This window comes from Streptomyces sp. NPDC048295, from assembly GCF_040652135.1.
GTDB lineage: Bacteria > Actinomycetota > Actinomycetes > Streptomycetales > Streptomycetaceae > Streptomyces.
On sequence record NZ_JBEZLL010000046.1, the window covers coordinates 13,300 to 27,489 of the forward strand.

The 14,190-nt window shown below is 68.9% G+C and carries 12 protein-coding genes and 1 pseudogene; 8 read left to right on the plus strand and 5 right to left on the minus strand.

Annotated elements, in window-relative coordinates; translation table 11 throughout:
- Positions 1–145: 145 nt before the first annotated feature.
- Positions 146–814, minus strand: coding sequence for an AAA family ATPase (locus AB0D53_RS39505; protein WP_362454196.1), 669 nt, complete (start codon positions 812–814; stop codon positions 146–148).
- Positions 815–1,331: 517 nt separating this feature from the next.
- Positions 1,332–1,922: a DUF4240 domain-containing protein gene (locus AB0D53_RS39510; protein ID WP_362454197.1), complete on the minus strand. Its 591-nt coding sequence runs from the start codon at positions 1,920–1,922 to the stop codon at positions 1,332–1,334.
- A gap of 685 nt (positions 1,923–2,607) precedes the next feature.
- On the opposite strand from AB0D53_RS39510, the gene AB0D53_RS39515 reads away from it, so the two are divergent.
- Positions 2,608–3,120, plus strand: a complete 513-nt coding sequence (locus AB0D53_RS39515) for a SigE family RNA polymerase sigma factor (RefSeq protein WP_362454198.1) — start codon at positions 2,608–2,610, stop codon at positions 3,118–3,120.
- A gap of 41 nt (positions 3,121–3,161) precedes the next feature.
- A complete protein-coding gene (locus tag AB0D53_RS39520; protein ID WP_362454199.1) occupies positions 3,162–4,436 on the plus strand; it encodes a hypothetical protein in 1,275 nt (424 codons plus the stop codon).
- Between the two features lie 589 nt (positions 4,437–5,025).
- Here the strand turns inward: AB0D53_RS39520 and AB0D53_RS39525 are convergent.
- Both AB0D53_RS39525 and AB0D53_RS39530 read right to left on the minus strand, forming a co-directional pair.
- Complete coding sequence (locus AB0D53_RS39525) at positions 5,026–5,232, minus strand: hypothetical protein (protein ID WP_362454200.1); 207 nt, start codon at positions 5,230–5,232, stop codon at positions 5,026–5,028.
- A 158-nt stretch (positions 5,233–5,390) separates the two neighbouring features.
- Entirely contained in the window at positions 5,391–6,326 is a 936-nt protein-coding gene (locus AB0D53_RS39530; protein WP_362454201.1) for an aldo/keto reductase, read from the minus strand.
- A 314-nt stretch (positions 6,327–6,640) separates the two neighbouring features.
- Here AB0D53_RS39530 and AB0D53_RS39535 point away from each other — a divergent pair.
- Positions 6,641–7,165, plus strand: a pseudogene (locus AB0D53_RS39535) (AraC family transcriptional regulator); the annotation flags it as partial.
- Between the two features lie 828 nt (positions 7,166–7,993).
- Here the strand turns inward: AB0D53_RS39535 and AB0D53_RS39540 are convergent.
- Positions 7,994–8,830, minus strand: a complete 837-nt coding sequence (locus AB0D53_RS39540) for a helix-turn-helix transcriptional regulator (RefSeq protein WP_362454202.1) — start codon at positions 8,828–8,830, stop codon at positions 7,994–7,996.
- Between the two features lie 112 nt (positions 8,831–8,942).
- On the opposite strand from AB0D53_RS39540, the gene AB0D53_RS39545 reads away from it, so the two are divergent.
- The 5 genes from AB0D53_RS39545 (at position 8,943) to AB0D53_RS39565 (ending at position 14,146) form a co-directional block, all read left to right on the plus strand.
- A complete protein-coding gene (locus AB0D53_RS39545; protein ID WP_362454203.1) occupies positions 8,943–10,178 on the plus strand; it encodes an MFS transporter in 1,236 nt (411 codons plus the stop codon).
- A gap of 417 nt (positions 10,179–10,595) precedes the next feature.
- The gene (locus tag AB0D53_RS39550; protein ID WP_362454204.1) at positions 10,596–11,351 is read left to right on the plus strand and encodes a TetR/AcrR family transcriptional regulator; all 756 of its coding nucleotides are present in this window, start codon (positions 10,596–10,598) and stop codon (positions 11,349–11,351) included.
- Positions 11,348–13,039, plus strand: coding sequence for an MFS transporter (locus AB0D53_RS39555; protein WP_362454205.1), 1,692 nt, complete (start codon positions 11,348–11,350; stop codon positions 13,037–13,039). The genes AB0D53_RS39550 and AB0D53_RS39555 overlap by 4 nt, the downstream gene beginning before the upstream one ends.
- A gap of 143 nt (positions 13,040–13,182) precedes the next feature.
- Complete coding sequence (locus AB0D53_RS39560) at positions 13,183–13,527, plus strand: DUF6204 family protein (RefSeq protein WP_362454206.1); 345 nt, start codon at positions 13,183–13,185, stop codon at positions 13,525–13,527.
- A 70-nt stretch (positions 13,528–13,597) separates the two neighbouring features.
- A complete protein-coding gene (locus AB0D53_RS39565; protein WP_362454207.1) occupies positions 13,598–14,146 on the plus strand; it encodes a DUF2087 domain-containing protein in 549 nt (182 codons plus the stop codon).
- Positions 14,147–14,190 lie beyond the last annotated feature (44 nt).

Below are 14,190 nucleotides of genomic sequence, written 5' to 3' on the forward strand. Positions count from 1 at the left end.
GCGTCGGTCTCAGGGCAGTTGGCCCAGGCAACCTTCAAGCCGAAGCATGCAGGTCAGCAGCGGCGCGGCAGACCATGAGCGCGGTCGGGTCCAGCGCGGACAACGCCGCCGCGGAACGCTTCGAAGCGACCTGCAAGAGAGACGCTCAAGGGCCGGAAGGGCTGGTCGAACGAGCGCGAGGCGTGACTCGATGCCTTCCGCTGGCTGCAGCGCTACAACACCCGCCGCCGTAGTGCCCCGCTGCTACGGCCAGCGAGCGAGCCCGAAGAACCGTGCGCGCCAGCTCCTGCGCGGGGACTTCGCTGGTATCGACCTTCAGGTCGTACTTGGCCTCATGGGCATGAACCGTCCGCAGGTGCCCCCTCGCCAGGCCCGCCGAATTGCCACGTGCCGCCTCCCGCTCCTCCAGCACATCGAGCGGGCAGTACACCCCAACGAGATAGACCTCTGCGCCGGAGAGCGCCTGGAGCCAGTCCTCCAGCAGATCGGGATCCAGCAGCATCTCGTCGACCACGACGTTGCAGCCCTTTAGTGCCAGCTCGGCGACCGACGCACAGGCTGCGGCAAGCATCCGGCGGCCGACGTCGCCGTATCGGATGCTGATCAGCTGACGGCCGTCCTCGTCGTGCTCCGACCGGTCGTAGCGGAACCCTTCGAAGCTCAAGTGCCCGCCGCGGGCGCCGGCCCATTTCTCCGGCACCATCGAGAACAGCGTATCGATGCCCCAGTACAGGTACGGCTCATCGCTTTCTTCCTGGATCGCGCGGGCCAAGGTCGTCTTACCAGCACTTGATGTGCCGTTGAGAAAGATCACGTGCCCAGGGCGGTCATACTGCACAGAGGCTCCCATCCAACCAACGTATCGGGCCCGATCGGCGACGGTGCGGCCCTCCGACGCAGGAACCCGGACGTGCCCGCCTCGGCGCTGCGGTCACCGCTGGGAGTAGGTCCAGCGCTCCCCGGGGGAGTTCCGTGCACCAGGTGTCGGCGTACACCTGCATCATTCCCCAGAGCACCTGGATGCTGGCGGGTCAGGGAGGTAGGTGCTGTCAACTCGGAACACCATTCTTCCGGGCGGGAGGACGCCTCTCAAACCCGTGAACATGTGCTGTCACGACTCTCGACTCGTGAACATAGCCACCCCTCAGCTCCTTGAGGAAAATGACACGCACATGGGACGTGACCGATGACACGACCATGGAATCGGACCAAGAAACGGCAGGTCAGTGCGCATCTGAAGGACAAGGCCCACGGGAACCTACGCTGCTTGCTGCGGGGTCTCAGATTCCGTGGCCAAATCTCACGAGCGATCAATGCGTACTCGTCGCGCCTCATGCGTCGGCGCTGAGCGGGAACATGACGCTCAACCTCGGCAGCCTGCGAGCCGCTTCCTCCTCATCCCAGACGTTCCAGCGTTTCCCGGTCGGCCCCTGGCCGACCGCGTGCTCGCCCCGCCGGGTCCGCACCGCTGCATAGAAGGCATCTCCGCACTCGTCAGGATCCCCGGTCACAAGCCCGAAGGCTTCCAACGCCACATAGTCGAGCGATTCCCAACCGGGCCAGTCATCGCCCCAGGACCTCCAAGTTCGCCCCGTCAGGCGCATGACAGCAGGAGTGTCAGCCAGAGCATCAGGGTCGAGCACAGCTCGCCCGAAGGCTTCTTTGCCCAGCCCGACCATCCAGAGGCCGAAGTAGCAGAAGTCGTCATCCGAACACCGGCCGCCGAAGATCCGCTCCGCGGCAGCCCCCAGTTCCCAGGTGAAAGCCTGATGGGTCACTTGGTCCAGGCACATCTGGAACTCAACGATCTCCTCCAGCGACCTGAGCGACAGATCCTCACGAATCCAGGCAAGTCGCGCATCTCTGCCTCCCGTCTGTCGGCGACAGGTCTCCACGAGTTCCCAGAACTTCTCAAGGTTCACGAAGAGAACCCTGCCAGGCACCACTGACAACGGACGGGCCACCTGGCGCCTGGCGCCATCATCACTTCCGCGAAAGCCAGATCGTTTGAGATGGTCACCAGCCCGCAGTCCCAGAACATCTGGCACCTATGCAAGTCAGCGTCACGTCAACTGCCACCTGCGCTGCGACAGGACAGCTGGTTGCCCCGTTGCACCGTAAGCGGCAGATCCTCAGGGCTTCGCAGCCGGATCTCGCGGAACCTCACCCGTTCCGTGGCGGGACCAGACGGCCCAGGGCCCACCGGTCCTCGTGCTCGACCGGATCCACTTCAGTACTCATCACCACACCATGGTCCACTCCAGCGCAGGCGCCGAGGAGCACTTCACCATCGAGCCCGGCTCCGGTCTCTCCCTACGAGCACGTGACAGGCCCGGCTTCATGGGCCTGCCGCGGGCCGTGAGTACGGCCGTCACGGTGATCAATGCCCTGCGTATTCTCGAACAACACGATGTCCGCCGGGCCGGCGAGAGGCGCGGGCCGCGCATGGAGGCCATGTGCGAGAAGCTCCGGCAGATCAGCGCTACCAGCATCGACAGCGGAGGATGGGGGAGGCCTGACCCCAGAGGAAGCAAACTCGGGTGAAACATCCTGCCGCATCCACCGCATCTAAATGGTGTAGGCGACAGAACAAGGGGAGGGTAGTGGATGAGACGGTCCCAGGAGAGCGCCTTCCGGGAGTTCGCGGCGGCCCGCATGGGGCATCTCTTCCGTTCGGCGTGCCTGTTGACCAGCGGCGACACCTATCTTGCCGAGGATCTGGTGCAGGAGACGCTGGGGCGGATGTATGTGGTCTGGGGTAGGCCGTCGAAGCTCGGCAATCCGGCGGCGTACGCGCAGACCGTTCTTGTGCGGGTCTTTCTGGCGCACCAGCGGCGGCGTTCGGCGGGAGAGCGGCCGAGCGACGAGATTCCCGAGGCCTCGGAGACGGCCTCGCAGGGTGACGCCTCGCTGCGGGTCATGCTCCTGGACGCGCTACGGAAGCTGCCGGCGAAGGACCGGGCGGTGGTCGTGCTGCGGTACTGGGAGGACCGGTCCGTCACGGAGACTGCGGACGTCCTCAACGTCAGCTCCGCAGCCGTACGCACCCGCAGCACCCGTGCCCTCGCCCGGCTGAGGGAACAACTGGGCGACAGCATCGGAGAGCTCGCCGCGCACTGATCAGCCCGACTGACTATGACGAGCAATGGTGGTGGTTTGGCATGTCTGGAACGCAGGAGAACCTGGACGCCTTCGAAGACGGGCTCGGTGATGCACTGCACCGCACCGGTGAGGTCTTCGCCGTGGAGGGGCGCCCGCTGGTGGAGGGCGGCGTCGCGCGCGGCAGGCGGAGGTTGCGGCGCATGCGGGGCGCGGCCGTGACCGGCAGCGTCGCGGCGCTCGCCGTCGTGGGGTTCGGGACGTCGTACATCACGGGGGCGTTCGGCGGCGGCTCTGAGCACGGTGGGGCGGGCTCGGCCGCGCCGCCGAAGGCGCAGCAGACCGGCCCTTCGACGAAGGCGTCGTCCGGCAAGGGGCCGCAGCTCTCGGCGCAGCAGGTGATCGAGAGGCTGGAGGGACTGCTGCCGGAGGGGAAGATCAGCGGGCGGGCAGGGCGCGGTACGGCCGACCGGTTCGGGCCATCGGCGCACCTCGTCTTCGACGATGGCGAGGGCAAAGCTGCGATCGGTGTGAGCGTCGGCGCCGTCGACCCGGACGGCGTGGAGGCGGAACAGCAGCTCGAATGCCCCGACAAGACCTTCGTGCCGTACGACTCCTGCCGGAACGAGACGCTTGCCGACGGTTCGCGCCTGATGGTGTTGCGCGGGTACGAATACGCTGACAAGCGCGTAGACACCAAGTGGTGGCACGCCTATCTCGTGACCCCCGACGGGTACACGGTGGATGCCAGTGAGTGGAACGCGCCCGCAGAGAAGGGTGCTGCCGTTTCAAGGGCCGAGCCCCCGCTCACGATTGAGCAGCTGAAGGGACTCGTCGTCTCCAAAAAGTGGCGGCCCGTGATGAATGCCCTGGGAAAGGCGGCCCCGGAGCCCGTACGGCAGCCGTCGGCACAGGGGCAGGACGGCCAGGCGATCCTGAGGAAGCTCAAGTCGCTGCTGCCCGTGTCCGCGAAGGTGGCTTCCGAGCATGGTGACGAGGGATACGCGTATGTCGTCGTGAATGACGGCAGGGGCGCCAGCCTGGTGCAGATCAACGTGCAGCCGAACATGTCGGACGTGGAGGGGGAGCTGTTCGGGGCCGGGGCGGAGGTGCTGCCGGACGGGACAAGGGTCGTCACGCGTCAGGGCCCGGGTGAGAAGGGCGGCGCGGGCGTGGTGATGTGGACTGCCGACACCATCCGTACGGACGGCCTCCGGGTCGTGGTCTCCACGTTCAACTCAGGTTCTCAGAACGCGAAGGCCACACGAAAGACACCTGCGCTGACCGTGCAGCAGCTGAAGGCGATCGCCACGAGCGGGAAGTGGGCCGGAAAGTAGGGCCGTAGGCAACGTACCCGCTCCTCAAGGTAGTTCGGGAAGTGGATCACCATTCGAGGTTGCCGCCCCTGCTTCGTTTTGCGTAGGTGGGCGTTGCGCGGCGCTGTTGCCTTGCCCAGGGCGACCACGCAGCCCCTGTCGCAGACCGTCGCCACCCTGCTGGACGACACCGGAGCAACCGCAGTTGGTACACCTGCGCGTGGGCCGGGCGCACAGTGTCCCCGCACATCCGGAGAAGCTGGCTGCTGCGACCCACGGCATAGCGTCACGTATTGCTCGTCGGCCGAACCCGCATGACCGGGTTCGGCCGACGTCGTTCGCGCGGGGTTTGATCTGTGGGCACGGATGAAAGGCCCCTCGACCGACGCTGCAAGAGCCGTCGATATCGGCATGCAGGACATCGTCCAGGACGATCAGTGCCGCGCCATCAGCGGATCCTGGTTCTCGGAGTACGACGGGAGGACGGTCGAGTCCGCCCCTGCGGCATCGACATCGACCACGTCGTCCCTTTGAAGAAGGCCTGGCGCTGCGGGGCGTCGGAGTGGTCGACGTCCCGCAGCGCCGCACGTTCGTGAACGACCTGGTCAACTCACTGTTGATCGCGGTTTCTGCCGGCAGCAACCAGGCCGAGGACGACGAGGCTGAGGGTGCCGTCGATCAGGACCACCTCCCCGCCCTGCTCGGCGACCTTCTTGAGGGTGCGGTCCAGGCGCGGCGTCTGGGCGGCGAGCAGCCCGATCAGCTCGTCGTGCCAGCGGCGGACGGTGGACTCGGAGACGTTGTTGCCGCCGGCCAAGGACGAGTTTCGGCTCGACTTCCCATCCGCATACAGCGCGCCGTGCCCATCGAGAAGTACGCCACCATCCGAGGGGCCAGGACCGGTGCCCCACCTGAGCGCGTCCCGCCTCCTCGATCACCGCATCGACCACTGCGGCAGGAGTACCCGTGCGGCCGTCAGGGCAGGTTGGCGCCTCGGGCGGTGATCCACAGCTGGTACCACTCCTCGTGGGAGAGCTCCGGCTTCCCGGCGCCGTCGCCGCAGGCGCGGATCCGGTCGGGACGGCTGGTGCCGATGACCGGGACGATCGCCGCCGGGTGGCTTTGCAGCCACCACAGTACGATCGTCTCGGCGGTGGTGCCCTTCCGCTCGGCGAGGCGCCGAACCAGAGCGGCGGTCGCGCGGTCGGCCTCGGTCTCGGGGCGGTCGGTGTACCGGCCCTGGGCCAGCGGACCCCATGCCTGGAGCCGCACGGAGTTGGCCCGGCAGTACTCCACCGTCCCCAGCGGGAACCCGAGCTCGGCGGCGCCCGGTGTGTTGACCAGGATCTCGGCCTCCAGCCAATCCCGGCGGTACAGGCTCATCTCCAGTTGGTTGGCGATCAGAGGCAACTCGAACGGCTTCTGAAGCCGGGCGATCTGAGCGGCACTCATATTGGACACGCCGAACTGCCGCACCAAGCCCTGACGGTGCAAAGAGGTCAGCGCCGTTGCGACATCCTCGGGGACCGCCAGCGGATCGGGTCGGTGCAGCAGCAGGGTGTCGAGGTAGTCCGTGCGCAACCGGGTCAGGCTCTCCTCCACCCGCTGTACGATGCTGTGCCCGCGCAGGTCGTACGTGCCGGGCGCGTCGCCGTCGGCGACCCGGATGCCGCACTTCGTCTGCAGCGTGATCCGCTGCCGCAGCCCGGGGGCGCGGGCCAAGATCTCGCCGAAGACTGCCTCCGCCTTGCCGTGCCGGTATATGTCGGCGTGGTCGAAGGCGGTGATCCCGGCCTCCAGCACGGCCTCGACGACCGCTTGCGCGTGGCTGACATCGGCCGCGCCGTAGGGCTCGCGGTCCCAGCCGCCGCCGAGCCTCATGCATCCGTAGATCATCCGGTCCTGCATCATCCCTGCCTGCCTAGTGACTGTGTCCCCAGCTGCCTTTCAATAGGCCGTGACGATACCGAGCCCCCTGCCGGCGCTCCGACAGCGGATCGAAAGCGCCCTTCGGCCGGGGCCGTCCGGGGGTGAACCGCCCCGGTGGTCGCCCGCCGCCGGTCGCCGGGCAGGAAGCCGGCTTCTCAGAGAGCGCATATGCGGGGCACCATCTGCGTATGTCGCTCAGTGACGCCGCAGGAACGGACGGCACCTCTCTTCGGGGCGTCGTGAGGGTGGACACCGGCTCCGTTCCGGAGCCGGACAGATGGGCGTGGTGGGCGGAGATGGTCAGCCGCGAGGTGATGCCAGTGTCGACCCGCAGTCGGCGTCCGGGTCCGTTCCGGGGACAGGTGGAGGCGGTCGAGATGCCTGACATCCAGGTGTCCGCCTTCGACTTCTCCCCCCTGGCCGCCACCCGTTCGGCCGCCCAGATCCGTAGCCATGACCGCGAGGAGTATTTCCTGGCCCTTCTCCGCGAAGGGCAGGTGCGGCTGGAGCAGAGGTCCGGCGTCTCCCTCCTCCGCGCCGGGGACATGACGGTCTTCTCCAGCTCGCACCCGCTCGCGTGCGAGTTCCTTGCCGACGCCGATCCGGTTGCCGAGGTGACCCGGCCGACGTTGCTTCGGCTTCCCCGGAAGGTCCTTCCCCTTTCCTCGGGACGGGCCGACGGTCTCCTGGCCGTCCCTCTGAGAGCGGATGCTGGCGCTGCCGCACTACTCGGCCCGTACCTCGCTCAACTACCCGGCGCCGCGGGGAGCTGCGGTGCGGCAGAGCTTGCGCGTCTCGGCTCTATCACGGTGGACCTGGCCGCCACGGCGATCGCCGCTCAGCTCGACATCCGGGGGACGCTGCCCGTCGAGACACGCCAGGCCGTGATGCTGGCCGAGGTCAAGGCCTTCATCGAGCACAACCTGACCGACTCCGGACTCACCCCGTCGGCCATCGCCGCCCACCATCATCTTTCGGTGCGTACACTCCACGCCCTGTTCCGCGACGAGACCGAGCCCGTCGCCGCCGCCTGGAGCGTTGCCTCGCCCACCCGCGTGCTGGCGGCGGTACGCGATCTGAACAGGCTGGAGCCGGCCGGGGAAGCGCTGTGGGCAGCGCTGGAGACGCTGGCCTGCGCGGCCCAGGACTGGCTGGCCGGGGCGGTGGCCGTCCGGGAACGGGACGAACGCTACGGCCCGCGGACGCACTCCTGGCGTCCGCCGGCTTCCATGAGCAAACGCGAGGAGATGGCCCTGGTCCATGGCCGGAACGGGTTCGCGCTGCTGGAGGCGGTGCACGATATGCCGTCCCTGCCCGGTGCGCGACCAGTGCACCCCGTGAGCGGACGGGGCGGCAGCCCCCGCATATCACCCAACCGATCAGCATCATCCGGCACGGAGCGAGGTACCCGTGCGCGCGGTACAGGGCGGGCGGTGGCCTCGGGGATCGCGAGATCGTACCGCGGGGAGCAGGCTCTCGTGTACGTGTCCGCCGTGATGGTGATCGAGGAGTGCCCAAGTACCTCCGGGACGCTCTTCAGGCCGGCGGCGGCCGCATGGGCGAGGGGCGCCGCGCCGTTGCCCCGCACGGAGGTGTGCGGGGGTGAGGCGGTTCGAAACGGCGCTTTTCGGTCGGGGTGGGTGCCGGTGTCAGGAGATAGACCGGAGGCGGCCCAAGGGGCGGCGCGGGAGTCGATTCAGGGCCTCGGCAGTGGCCTCGTCCTCGGGGAGGAAAACCACGAGCTGTTGGGAGTCGCCGGGCAGTTCGAGGATCTCGCGGAGCAGCCGGAGCTGATGCCCGCCGGGGTGGTTGAGCCGGAGGACGCCACGGCGCGGCATTGTGTCCCGGTTCAGGCGGCGGGTGAACTCGTCGCCTGCGACGGGGGTCAGGCCGGCGGTGAGCCACTCCAGGTTCTCCAGGGACGGTGCCTGCCACAGGTCAAAGGTCTGCTCGTCCGCGACATCGTCCCAGTCGGCGAAGAAGGTCCGGGCCCGCGGGTCGGTGAAGAGGTAGTGGTTGAGGTTGGGACGGTCGGCATCGAGCAGCCCGGTCCCGCCGGTGACCGCCTGGTAGCCGGATGTGTGGGCAAGTACGTCGCCCAGCCGGTTGGACACGATCGCCACGCCCGGTTCGAGCAGTTCGAGGGTGCGCAGGACGGGCGCGCGCACTCGCCGGGAGGGTGGCACGGGCCTGATGTCGACCGCACAGGAGTCACTGGTGATCTTGGCGAGATAGCGCAGGTGGTTGCGCTCCGATGCGTTCAGGCACAGCGCGTCGGCGAGCGCGTTCACCACTGCCGGTGAGGGGTTGCGGTCGCGGCCCTGCTCGATCCGGGCGAGGTACTCGACGCTGACGTCGGCCCGGTTGGCGAGGTCCAGCCGGCGCAGCCCCGGCGACCGGCGGCGTTGTCGCTCCGGCAGCCCGAGCGGCCCCGGTTGGACGGTGTCCCGCTTGGCTCGGATGAAGTTGCCCAATGGTGTGCCCACGTCTTGAGGGTAGGGGCCCTGCTGCCGATCGCGAGGAGCCGAGGGTGGCCCTGCGGGGGCTGGCCTGAGGAGGATCTGGATACCCGCCGTCCCGCCGACCGATGCTCAGGGCATGAAGAACACGTCGACGCGACGCGCCGGTCAAGTGCTGTTGGTGTGGGGGCTGCTGGTGGTGGCCGCCAACCTTCGCGCGAGTCTGACCGGTGTCGGGCCACTCCTGAACCGCGTGCAGTCCGACCTGGGCCTGGCCCCGGCCGCCGCGGGCCTGCTGAACACGCTGCCGCTGCTGGCGTTCGCGGCTCTGTCGCCGCTGGTGCCGAGGCTGGCTGCGCGGTGGGGGGAGGAGCGGCTCCTCGGCGGCGCGCTGGTGGTGCTGACAATCGGCATCGCGGTCCGCTGGATCCCCACGGCGGCAGGCCTGTTCATCGGCACCGTGCTGATCGGCGCGGGCATCGCGGTGGGCAACGTACTGCTGCCGAGCCTCGTCAAGCGCGACTTCCCGACCAAGGTCGGCCTGCTGACCAGCGCCTACGCCATGGTGATGGGAGGGGTGGCAGCTCTGGCCTCCGGAGTGGCGGTGCCGATCGCCGAGGTTGCTCCCGGTGGCTGGCACACCGCGCTGGGCTTCTGGGTGGTCTTCGCCCTGGTGTCAGTGCTGGTGTGGCTGCCGCAGGTGCGGACTTCCGGGCCGGCCGGGCCGGCACGGAGGGGGCAGCAGTTGCCCTGGAGATCCGGACTGGCCTGGGCGGTCACTGCCTTCATGGGCTTGCAGTCACTGGGCTTCTATGTCGTCGTGACCTGGCTGCCGCAGGTTCTCCAGGACAACGGGGTCAGCCCGGCGGCGGCCGGCTGGCTGCTCTTCTGGTTCCAGATCGTAGCCGTGCTCACCAGCCTGGCGGTGCCCCGGGCGATGCGCTGGGCGCGGGACCAGCGGGGGTTGGCGACGGCCTGTTCCGTGGTCCTGCTGGTCGGCTATGCCGGCCTCTTCGCGGAGCCTCGGTGGGCACTGCTGTGGACCGTGGTCCTCGGCCTCGGCGGCGGCGCCTGCCTGGTGCTCGCCCTGGCGTTCATCAGCCTGCGGGCCCAGGACGCGGCCTCGGCCGGCGGGCTGTCCGCGATGGCGCAGTCCATCGGCTATCTGCTTGCGGCCGTCGGGCCGGTGGTCTTCGGCCTCCTCCACTCGCTCAGTTCCGGATGGAGGGCCCCGCTCCTGCTGATGGTCGTCGCCGCGGCCACCCAGACGGCAGCGGCCCTGGTGGCCGGGCGCGGCACGGTGGCCCCGACATGGAGGCCAGGGTCCGAACTCACCGCTCCAGCTGCGGACCATAGCGCGCCAACCGGTCGTTGATCGCCGCGCGGGGTGCGGGGCCGACACGGCACACCGAGGACGCGGGGGTGTGTCAGCTCGGCGCCGGGAGTCACCGGGTGCGGCACCGGGCGGGGGAGCCGGTCGAGATGAGTCGCCCTCAGGGTGTCGCGCTCGCGCGGCAACTGCGATGACGGGGCCGAGACGCGGCCAGAGCGTCTTCGCGCCAGCGGCGATGTCGACATACATGGCTGTTGTCGCGCTCCACTCCGTTGAGGTCGGTTCACGGCGGGATCGTCGCCGACCCGGCCGCGGAACTGGGCCGACTGATGCGCCGCTACGTGCGCTGACCTCGGTCGGGATTCGTCCCGCCGGTCGTCCTCGGGCTGCCGCGCCTTCGTTGGGAGCAGGCGGCAGCCCGACGTCGTACGGAAACCCATTTCAGATACAGGCCTGTATTTGGATACAGTCTCGTATCCGACGACGCATCAGGAGGCGATCACCATCACCAGGCGACTCACCCGGCAGCAGAGCCGGGAACTCACCCGCGAGCAGCTGCTGCACGCCGCGGCCGAACTCTTTGCCGAACACGGCGTCAACGGCACCTCGGTCGAGCAGATCGTCGAGCACGCCGGCTACACCCGCGGCGCGTTCTACGGCAACTTCGAGGGCAAGCACGAGCTCGTCCTGGCCCTGCTGGACCAGCACACCCAGCGTGAGCTGGAGGAGATGCAGAAGCTCAGCCTCGACGCCGGGTCGTTCGACAGCCTGATGGAGCACCTGAGGTCCTGGTACCGCCAACGCGACGAGACCCTCGGCAGCTGGCTCGCCCTGCGCACCGAGCTCTGGCTCTACGGCCTGCGCGACCCGGAGCTGCTGCCGGTGCTCGCGGACCGCGAGCGACGTTCGCGCGCCGCGCTCGCCCAGGCGCTGGAGCAGGGCTTCGCCGCCCGCTCGGTGGCTCCCCCCGCCCCGGTCGAGTTCCTGGCCCTCGTCATGTACTCGCTGGGCGACGGCCTGTCCATCCAGCGTGTGCTCTCCCCCGAGGACAGCGACATCGACACCGTCGCGAACGCCATGGAGCTGCTGATGCGCTCGTGGAGCGCGCTCTCCCGGAACCCCGCGCCCGCCGAGGAAGCCTCCCGCCCGTCCCCCGGACGTCCGACCACCAAGGGTCGGACTCCATCGATCGAGAAGCCGGAGAAGAATCCATGAGCAGCAAGGCAGGGCAGGCGAAGCAGCCGACCGCCGGACCGCCTGTCGCCTCCGACGCCCCCGCGCCGGACCCGAAGCGGTGGCTCGCGCTGGCCGTTCTGCTGGTCGCCACCTTCATGGACCTGCTGGACGTCAACATCGTGACCGTGGCGATCCCGGCCATCCAGGGCGACCTCGGTGCGTCGCCCGTCGTCGTCCAGGCGGTGACCGCCGGCTACACACTCTCCTTCGCGGCCATCCTGATCACCGGTGGCAGGCTCGGCGACATCTTCGGCCGCAAGCGGATGTTCATGACCGGTGTCGCCGGGTTCGTCGTGGCCTCCGCCCTGTGCGCGGCCGCGCAGAACTCCGAGATGCTGGTCGCCTCCCGCATCCTTCAGGGGGTGGCCGCCGCGATCATGGTCCCGCAGGTCCTGGCGATCATCCACGTCACGTTCGCCCCGCAGGAGATCGGACGCGTCGTCAGTCTGTACGCGGGCATGATCGGTCTGGCCATCGTCGCCGCCCCCATCCTCGGCGGCGCCCTGGTCGACTGGAGCCCGCTCGACCTCGGCTGGCGGAGCATCTTCGTGGTCAACCTGCCGGTCGGCGCGGCCGCCCTGCTCGGGGCCTCGAAGTGGATGAAGGAGTCGAAGTCCCCGCACGCGATGCGGCTGGACCTGATCGGCATGCTGCTCGCGATCGTCGGGCTGCTCCTGCTGATGCTGCCGCTCATGCTCGGCCGTGAACTCGACTGGCCCGCCTGGAGCATCACCTGCCTGTTCGGCGCCGCGCCCGTCATCGTGGGCTTCGTCTTCTACGAGCGGTACAAGACCCGCAAAGACGGATCCCCGCTGGTGATCCTCTCCCTGTTCCAGGTCCGCGCGTTCGGCGCAGGCGTCGCGGCACAGATGCTCTTCAGCGCCGTCCCGGCGGGCTTCTTTCTCAGCTGGACGCTCTACCTCCAGGGCGGCCTGGGCTGGTCGGCGCTGCACACCGGTCTGACCGCGATACCGTTCTCGCTCGGGGTCCCGATCGTCGGCACAATCGCGGTGCGCACGCTCTTCCCCAGATACGGGCGGTACACCCTGGTGGCGGGCGCCCTGATGATGATGCTCGGCATCGCCTCCTACGCCTGGGTCGCAAACCACGCCGGGAGCGACATCACCTCCTGGCACGCCGTCCCGTCCATGCTCCTGCTCGGCTCCGGCATGGGTCTGCTGATGGCCCCGCTGACCGGTCTGATCCTGCGCGAAGTCAAGCCGCAGGAGGCGGGCGCAGCGTCCGGCATCATCAACGCGACCGGTCAGCTCGGCGCGGCCCTCGGGGTGGCGATCATCGGCGGTGTCTTCTTCTCCGCCCTGGCGAGCAACGCGGGCCCGCAAGCCGACAAGGTCATCCCGACCGTCCAGGCGGTGGCACCTGCCCAGGCCGGGGCGATCCGCAGCTGCGCGACCGACTCGCTCGGCCAGGCCGACCCGACCAATGTGCCGGAGAGCTGCACCATGCTGCGCGCGAGCGCCCCAGGCACCAGTCAGGACTCCGGCGCCGACGTCAAGACGATCGAGACCACCCTCGGCGAGATCCGCTCCAAGACCTTCATCGCCACCTACAGCGAGGCTCTGTACTGGGCGGCCGGCGGCCTAGTGCTCGTCACCGGCCTGCTGTTCCTCCTGCCGCACCGGATGCACCGGCCGGAGCAGAAGTGAGCCTCGGCGGCCGAAGGGGGTGCTCGACCCCGGCCGCCGGGCTGACCTGCTGACCTGTCCCCGGCTGACATACGGTCAACTCCACCGCGCACGCCTGCGGAACGCAGGCCGATGAACGAATCCACACCTGGAGAAGCACAGTTATGAGCGGTACGACCTACCAGGTCATCACACACGGCAAGTTCGCCGACCTCACGGATGAACAGCGTGCGTCCCTGATCGCCCAGGCGGGCGAACACGACCTGTTCAAGGCCCGGTTCACCGAGGAGGGCACCGTCACCTACGAGCCGGCCCTGCTCACCTTCACCTTCCGCGTCCTCATCCCGGCGACCGAGGAGGACACCGAGGAACTCGTGCTGGTCCAGGCCGAGGAACTGGCCGCGGCCGCCATCCGCAAACTCGGGGGCGAGTACCGCGACCTCCGGTCGGTCTCCACCGACCTGTCCAAGATCAAGATCAAGGTCAAGGTCAAGCGGAAGGGCCGCTGAGCCCCTGACGGAACAGGCCCCTGCCGGGCACATGGGCCGGGCAGGCTTCAGAAAGGACGCGTTCCCTCTCATGACACCCGAACAACTCGCCATCGATCTGGCCGATCCGGTGCTGCGCCGGGTCTTCTCGGCGGCCGCCCTCGGCGCGTCGACCTCCGCGGAGATCCTCTCCGTCTCGGGGCTCGGCGCACCGCAGGCCGCCCCGGCCATCGGGCGGCTCGTCCGCAGCGGACTGCTCGTCCAAGGGCGCGGCTCGCTGGCCCTGGACGACGACGCCCTCGCCGCGGCCGCGGAGACCGCCTCCCGGCGTGTGGCGGAGGAGACGGCGGCCGACCAGCCCGACCCACAACTGCGCGGCCACATCCGCGGCGGCATCCTGGTCAACGTGCCGGAGCAGGACGCCGACGCCCGTCGCGCGGTCCTCGGGCACGTCGCCGGGAGCACCTTCGCCGCCGGCGACGACTACGACGAGCGGACGGTGACCGACCGCCTGCAGCCATGGTGCGAGGGCGGCGCACTGGACGCCGTCTCGCTGCGGCGCGCCCTCGTCGATGACGGACTCCTGGCCCGTGAGTCCGGACGCTACCGGCTCGCCGCCCCGGTGGGCTGCGCCGGATGAAGACCGCGGAAGCCCCCGCACACTCGGTGGGTTCTAGGCCCTCA

What these genes read in the sequence shown, in the direction of transcription:
- AB0D53_RS39515 (WP_362454198.1), top strand. Translation starts at nt 2,608, where the DNA reads ATGAGACGGTCCCAGGAGAGCGCCTTCCGGGAGTTCGCGGCGGCCCGC.
- AB0D53_RS39520 (WP_362454199.1), top strand. Translation starts at nt 3,162, where the DNA reads ATGTCTGGAACGCAGGAGAACCTGGACGCCTTCGAAGACGGGCTCGGT.
- AB0D53_RS39530 (WP_362454201.1), bottom strand. Translation starts at nt 6,326, where the DNA reads ATGATGCAGGACCGGATGATCTACGGATGCATGAGGCTCGGCGGCGGC.
- AB0D53_RS39545 (WP_362454203.1), top strand. Translation starts at nt 8,943, where the DNA reads ATGAAGAACACGTCGACGCGACGCGCCGGTCAAGTGCTGTTGGTGTGG.
- AB0D53_RS39555 (WP_362454205.1), top strand. Translation starts at nt 11,348, where the DNA reads ATGAGCAGCAAGGCAGGGCAGGCGAAGCAGCCGACCGCCGGACCGCCT.
- AB0D53_RS39560 (WP_362454206.1), top strand. Translation starts at nt 13,183, where the DNA reads ATGAGCGGTACGACCTACCAGGTCATCACACACGGCAAGTTCGCCGAC.
- AB0D53_RS39565 (WP_362454207.1), top strand. Translation starts at nt 13,598, where the DNA reads ATGACACCCGAACAACTCGCCATCGATCTGGCCGATCCGGTGCTGCGC.